This is a genomic window from Corynebacterium sp. (assembly GCF_030826625.1).
In the GTDB taxonomy this organism is placed as follows: domain Bacteria; phylum Actinomycetota; class Actinomycetes; order Mycobacteriales; family Mycobacteriaceae; genus Corynebacterium.
The window spans coordinates 1-7,064 of record NZ_JAPJNQ010000096.1; the positions used below are offsets into that span (position 1 = coordinate 1).

General features: G+C 53.5%; 6 protein-coding genes. 5 read left to right on the plus strand and 1 reads right to left on the minus strand.

What is annotated here, in order from left to right; translation table 11 throughout:
• The first annotated feature begins 94 nt into the window (after positions 1-94).
• The 3 genes from RCH87_RS09640 to galE all read left to right on the plus strand — a co-directional run bounded on the left by RCH87_RS09640 (position 95) and on the right by galE (position 2,923).
• Positions 95-1,084, plus strand: coding sequence for a sigma-70 family RNA polymerase sigma factor (locus RCH87_RS09640; RefSeq protein ID WP_306516486.1), 990 nt, complete (start codon positions 95-97; stop codon positions 1,082-1,084).
• Between the two features lie 117 nt (positions 1,085-1,201).
• Complete coding sequence (locus RCH87_RS09645; protein ID WP_306516487.1) at positions 1,202-1,882, plus strand: metal-dependent transcriptional regulator; 681 nt, start codon at positions 1,202-1,204, stop codon at positions 1,880-1,882.
• 48 nt (positions 1,883-1,930) lie between these two features.
• Positions 1,931-2,923, plus strand: coding sequence for a UDP-glucose 4-epimerase GalE (gene galE, locus RCH87_RS09650; RefSeq protein ID WP_306516489.1), 993 nt, complete (start codon positions 1,931-1,933; stop codon positions 2,921-2,923).
• On the opposite strand, the gene RCH87_RS09655 is transcribed toward galE, so the two are convergent.
• Positions 2,889-4,067: a DUF4192 domain-containing protein gene (locus tag RCH87_RS09655; RefSeq protein ID WP_306516491.1), complete on the minus strand. Its 1,179-nt coding sequence runs from the start codon at positions 4,065-4,067 to the stop codon at positions 2,889-2,891. The genes galE and RCH87_RS09655 overlap by 35 nt on opposite strands.
• 207 nt (positions 4,068-4,274) lie before the next feature.
• Here RCH87_RS09655 and RCH87_RS09660 point away from each other — a divergent pair, with 207 nt between their 5' ends.
• On the plus strand, positions 4,275-5,234 hold the full coding sequence (locus tag RCH87_RS09660) for a PAC2 family protein (protein ID WP_306516492.1): 960 nt from the start codon (positions 4,275-4,277) through the stop codon (positions 5,232-5,234).
• A 29-nt stretch (positions 5,235-5,263) separates the two neighbouring features.
• A partial coding sequence (locus RCH87_RS09665) for an RNA helicase (protein WP_306516493.1) occupies positions 5,264-7,064 on the plus strand: 1,801 nt, incomplete at its 3' end.

Consider the following 7,064-nt stretch of genomic DNA (forward strand, 5'->3'; position numbering starts at 1 on the left):
CCCCCAAAAACTACCCCCGCCATGGCACCGGGAACAATCCCGCACAGCGATCCGTTAGAAGCTATGTAAACGGCAACTTGAGGAGGCCATCACAGTGACTACCGCTCCCGTGCAAGAATTCGAAGAAGAAGAGCAGGATCGCGGCTCTCGTCGTGGCCACACTAACGACAATCCCTCTGCGGATTTAGTTCGCGTTTATCTCAACGGCATTGGCAAAACTGATCTTTTAACTGCCGACGATGAGATTGAATTAGCTCAACAAATCGAAGTGGGTCTGTATGCCCAGCACCTATTAAACGATCCCGAACAACATTTAACCCGCGCTAAAAAGCGCGACTTAAAGGTCTTGGCAAAACAGGGCAAAAAGGCACGGTCACATCTGCTTGAGGCTAACCTCCGATTGGTTGTCTCTCTGGCTAAGCGCTACACCGGCCGTGGAATGCCATTGTTGGATTTGATCCAAGAAGGCAACCTCGGACTTATTCGCGCGATGGAGAAATTTGACTATGACAAAGGGTTCAAGTTCTCCACGTATGCCACTTGGTGGATTCGCCAAGCAATTACTCGTGGAATGGCAGATCAATCACGCACCATTCGCCTTCCAGTTCATTTGGTTGAGCAGGTGAATAAACTTTCGCGTATCAAGCGAGAGATGTATCAGTCACTGGGTCGTGAAGCCACCAACGAGGAGCTTTCGGAAGAATCCGGAATCCCAGAAGATAAAATTGAGATGCTCCTACACCAATCGCGTGATCCGGTCTCGCTGGATATGCCCGTCGGTGCGGACGAAGAAGCACCATTGGGTGATTTTATTGAGGACGCTGAAGCTACCGACGCAGAATCAGCTGTGGTCGCCTCGCTGCGCCACTCAGATATCCGCGACGTTATCGGGACGCTAGAACAACGGGAACAAGACGTAATTCGTCTACGTTATGGTCTCGACGATGGCGTTCCACGCACGCTGGACCAGATTGGTCGACGCTTCGAGCTCTCACGTGAACGCGTACGCCAGATCGAGCGTGAAGTGATGGCGAAACTTCGTGACGGCCACCGTGCCGATCGACTGCGCGAATATGCGTTATAGGCACGATTTATTAGCTCCTTAGCGGAGCACAGTAGGTCTGGTAGTTCCGTACCAGGCCTACATTTTGCGCTAGAATGATTCACAGGCATTAGACGAATAACAGGAAGGTTTCCCAGAGTGAGGGACTTAGTCGATACGACAGAGATGTACCTGCGTACCATCTATGAGCTTGAAGAAGAAGGCATCACCCCACTTCGCGCTCGTATCGCAGAGCGTTTAGAACAATCTGGCCCGACGGTCTCCCAGACTGTTGCCCGCATGGAGCGCGACGGGCTGCTTCACGTGCGCCCAGATCGCAGCTTAGATTTGACCGCACGCGGCCGCGAATTAGCCACCAAAGTTATGCGCAAGCACCGCTTAGCCGAACTTCTGCTGACTGAAGTCCTCGGCGTTGACATCCACGACGTGCACGACGAAGCCTGCCGATGGGAGCACGTCATGAGCGATAACGTGGAGCGTCGCGTGACCTCCATCGTGAAAGACTGCACCCGTTCACCATTTGGTAACCCGGTTCCGGCATTAGACGAACTGGGAGTCGATGCCCCCTCGGTGCCTAAGGTTGCGCGTGCGATTGATCTTCCAGAAGAAGAAGAAATCGAAGGTACTGTTGCGCAGATCAACGAGATCTTGCAGGTCGAAGGTGATCGCCTGCGTGAGCTCACCGAAGCCGGAATCGTCGTTGGTGCCAGCGTCAACGTCGTCAATTACGGCCACTCTGTCATTTTGACCGCAGGAAACGGTCCAAAGGTCGTTTTAAACGAGACTCTCGGTCACGCCGTACGCATTGCAACTAAGTAGGCGATGACATTCGCAGCTATTTACTGATTCACGGGAGCCACAATTAGTATGCACGTGCTGGTCACTGGCGGCGCCGGATACGTTGGAAGCGTATGCAGCGCAGTCTTGCTCGAGGCAGGCCATGAGGTCACGATCATCGATGACTTTTCGACAGGAAACCGTTCTGCGGTACCGGCGAAAGCCGAATTGCTAGAAGGCGAGCTCTCCGAAGTCATCGATGACACCCTCAAACACCGAAACATCGATGCCGTGGTGCACTGTGCGGCCCGCAGTCTCGTAGGTGAATCAGTAGCAGCTCCCGAGCTTTATTGGCACTCTAACGTCGTCACGTCTTTACAACTTCTCGATGCGATGCGTGCGCACGGCGTATCTAATCTTGTTTTTTCGTCAACCGCTGCAACCTACGGCGAGCCTGCTTCAGTCCCCATCATTGAATCAGCAGCGCCCGCACCCACCAATCCTTACGGGGCTAGCAAGCTCGCCATTGATCACATAATCAGTTCCTATGCTGCCGCGCACGGGTTGGCAGCGACCTCGTTGCGGTATTTCAACGTTGCCGGTGCTCACGGAAACATCGGTGAAAATCGGGCTATCGAAACCCATCTCATCCCCCTGATTTTGCAGGTAGCGCTGGGACATCGTGAAAAGATTATGATCTTCGGCGATGATTATCCCACCACAGATGGAACTGCGGTACGCGATTACATCCATGTTCGCGATTTGGCCGAGGCACATCTGCTTGCGCTCGAAGCAAACACCGCAGGTGTACACAAAATCTATAACCTGGGTTCTGGCGACGGCTACTCGGTACAGCAAGTCATTGCACAAGTACGCGAAACCACCGGCCACCCTATCCCCGCGGAATTAGCACCACGCCGTGACGGTGATCCGGCAACTTTGATTGCTTCTTCCGACAAGATCATGACTGAGCTTGGATGGAAACCAACGCGAACGGATCTGCCGACCATCGTCGCAGACGCTTGGGCATTCACCCGTAATTTGGGGACTAGCGCCCATTCTCATCCAGAATCCCACGCTTAATCGCGCTTAAAGCTTCATCCTGGGCCCCTGAGCTCAGCGCAGCAAATAGTAATTGACTCAGGCGGTGGTCTGGAGCTTCGTGCAACGCCACAGTGAGAGCTTGGCTGGCATTCAGGGTTTTTCCCAGCTCGAGAAACACAATCGCGAGAGTCGCCAGCGCATTGATCCGCGGCAAACCGATAAAACTGCGCACGGTAGCGATTAGCAGTTCTTTCGCTGGCTGCGGGTTAAGCACCATCACTTCCATGACTTGGTCGCGGATATCCGTGCGTGACATCCACAATCCGACTGTCTCCACAATATCGTTTTCGGCGAGCAACTCGACAGCACTCAACCCAGATTCAGCAATTTCGTTGACGAGCACCAATGCATCACCGGTGGCATAGTCTTTTATGCTGCCCAATCTATCGACATCTCGCACCAGTCTCCGCGTACGCTCAGCGCGTTCAGCATCACGATCATCCTGCTGATCGCCGAGCAAATACTCAAATGCTTCATCCCTCGTCAGACTCGGTAATTCATTTCTCTTACTCCACGGCCGCATCGCCGGCGAGCCCATGACTGATGCTACTTCTCCACTACGCCAAACCGATGAAGTGCATTCGTCGTCAAGAATTTTGCTTCCAAAAAGTAACCGATAACGCGCATTTTGTCGGGTCTCTTCAACGAGCCAGCATCCCATGAGACTAATGTCGTTGGTATCTACCGCATCGCGCAATGAGTGATACCAGCCGAGATTACGGAGGCTTCGCCGTTGATCTTCCTGCAGGGAGCACGTTGCTCGTTTGCTCACTACAAAGCCGAGATGGAATGAGCAATCCGCGTTGTGTAGATAACTCGCGATTTCGCCAACCGGCAACTCAGCGGATAGATCAACCCGCACTGTCGGTCCGATACACGCGCTGCCATCCGCACGCGAATAATACCCCTGAACAATAAAAGATTCTTCCGGATAAAATCCCAAAAGCCCCGGCAAATTAGCTATCAGTTCATCTGGGGTAGACGCCAATGGACCACGGGCATGCTCGCTATGGTGCTCACTTGGGATGGGTTTCTGCAGCGCTTCACTGTGGAGCGCTTCATTGCGCAGCGTTTCGCTGTGCTGTCTTTTTGTGTGCTGTCTTTTTCTATGCTGTCGGCTCATGCCAATAAGTATCGAAGCTGCGCACGCCCACGGCTAGCCCGTCGTCCTCGATGCTCATTTTTCTGTGGATAACTCGAGCTATCCACAGCTCCCACGAGCTCATCTTGCAATTAACGCAAAGTTTACGTTTGTTGTGCTGCGTCTATGGAACAGTCAACATGCCATTAAGATGCTATCGGCGATAGAATGCAATGAGGAGGTGCGCCAATGTACGACGAAGCACGTGAGATTTACGAACTGGAATATCCGGCACCCGATGTAGGGGGCAATACCGACGACGCCTTAACTCTCGTGGTGGCGTTGAATGGCTACGCCGACGCTGGCATGGCTATCGAAGGTGCGGCTGATCATCTCGTTTCAGCTTTAGATCACTGTCCGGTTGCCACGTTCGATTCCGATGAGCTCATCGATTACCGCTCGCGGCGCCCCGCAGTAACCATTGCTAATAGCCAACCAGTAGAAATCGAAGACACAGAAATAGATATCAAGGCCTTACGCGATAGCCAGGGTAAGCCTTTTTTGCTGTTGTCCGGCCCAGAGCCAGATTTGCGGTGGAACGCTTTCACCGAAGCTGTCGCAGACCTCGCAGATAAACTTGATATCCAGCAAACTATCTGCCTGTACGCAGCACCAATGACAGTTCCGCATACCCGCCCGATGACGATTTCCGGTCACGGCAACGCTCCGAAATTGATCGATCGTTTAGTCTCCTGGGATCAAAAATTGATGGTTCCCGGCTCTGCAGCGCTCTACCTCGAGCGTGCCCTGCATAAGCGGGGGCGCGATGTCGCCGGATATACCGCCCATGTCCCGCACTACCTCGCATCGTCGCCGTATCCACTGGCTACCTATAATCTGTTACGGTCAGTCGCTAGTGTCAGCGGGCTAGACTTGCCATTGGGCAGTCTGGAACACGATATCCAGCGCGTCAATCATCAACTCGAAGAACAAGTTGACCAGGCCGACGAAGTACAGTCTCTCGTTGCCGGCTTGGAAGAGCAATTCGACGAAGGGCTCGAACGTTATCGGGAGAAGAATCCACAAGCGATTCTGCCTGGTGAGCAAAACATGCCCACTGGCGAGGAGATCGGCGCGTCTTTCGAAGAATTCCTCGACTCGTTGGATAGCGACGCACGAGACGACGCCCAGGACGACGACACCGAATAGCACCTCGAATATCGACTACGGTGGTGAGTGTGAACCTCAACGACGTAGTGCCCGATCTGTCAGAAGTACCTTCTTCATTACTAGAAGAATCGATCTGGGAGTCTTTTCTGAGATGGACTCGTGAGAAAAATATCTCGCTCTACCCTGCTCAGGAAGAAGCGAGTCTCGCGGCGCTCGCTGGCGATAACGTGATCTTGTCTACGCCGACCGGCTCCGGCAAAACCATGGTCGCCACTGCGGCGCATTTTTTCTGCCTTGCAGAAGGCAAGCGGTCATTCTATACCGCGCCGATCAAAGCACTCGTCAGCGAAAAATTCTTTGCGCTTTGCGGAGTCTTCGGGCCTGAAAACGTGGGCATGATGACGGGCGATGCCACTGTCAACGGCAATGCTCCGATCATCGCTGCAACTGCGGAAATCGTCGCGAATATCGCTCTACGCGACGGAAAAAATGCCCGCATCGATCAGGTTGTGATGGACGAGTTCCATTTCTATTCGGAACCTGATCGTGGCTGGGCATGGCAGGTTCCGCTGCTAGAATTACCGCAAGCACAATTCATCTTGATGTCAGCTACTCTCGGCGACGTCACCTGGTTGCGCGAAGACTTGAGCAACCGTACCGGCCGTACAACGACTCTTGTCTCGGGCGCAACCCGCCCGGTTCCGTTGTCGTTTAGCTATGAATTCATTGCCGTCGAGGAAATGATCGAAAAGCTCGTCGAAGACAATAAAGCACCGATCTATGTCGTACACTTCTCGCAGCGCAAAGCCACTGAGCAAGCGCAATCGCTAACCGGAACTTCGTTCCTCAACGCCGAAGAGAAGCAACGCATGACCGACGAGATCGGTAATTTTCGCTTCAGCACCACTTTCGGCAAACAATTATCCAAAATGATACGCCGCGGTATCGGCTTGCATCACGCGGGAATGCTGCCAAAATACCGCCGTTTGATCGAAAAATTGGCTCAAACCGGCTTGCTGAAAGTGATCTGTGGTACTGACACTCTCGGCGTCGGCATTAACATTCCCATCCGCACCGTACTGATGACGGGACTGGCAAAATTCGACGGTCGACGTGAGCGCATCGTGAAGTCGCGTGAATTCCACCAGATTGCAGGGCGAGCTGGCAGGGCCGGCTACGACACAGAAGGCACCGTCGTCGTGCTTGCGCCGGAGTTTGAAATCGAAAACGCAAAAATGCGTCGCAAAGCTGGCGACGACCCAAAACGACTGAAGAAATTGAAGAAAAAGGCCCCGCGCGACGGCGAGGTCTCGTGGTCTGAAAAAACCTATCAGCGGCTCATCGACGCGGAGCCTGAAGCTTTGACCAGTCAATTCCAGATGAGCAACTCCATGCTGTTGAATCTCATCGCGCGCCCTGGCGATGTCTATGAGCATGTCAAGCATTTGATCCGCACTAATCATGACACGCGCACCCAGCAGAACCAAGCAATTTTGGCTGCAACGTCACTGTTTCGTGGCCTGCGCAATGCGGGTATCATCGACAAACCGGATTCACCTGCTGGCTCCGATGAATACGGTCGGCGTTACCACCTCACAGAGGAGCTCCAGCGGGATTTCGCATTGAACCAGCCCTTGGCACCGTTCGCGCTGGCTGCGGTAGGACTATGGGATCCAGACTCCCCGACTTACACCTTGGATGTCATTTCAACGTTCGAGGCTATTTTGGATGACCCTCGCCAGCTGCTGCAAGCTCAGCAATCGGCAGCGCGAGGCGAGGAAATCAATGATCTGAAAGCTGAAGGCGTCGATTACACCGAGCGCATTAAAATCGTCGAAGAAATCACTTGGCCAATGCCACGCCGGGACG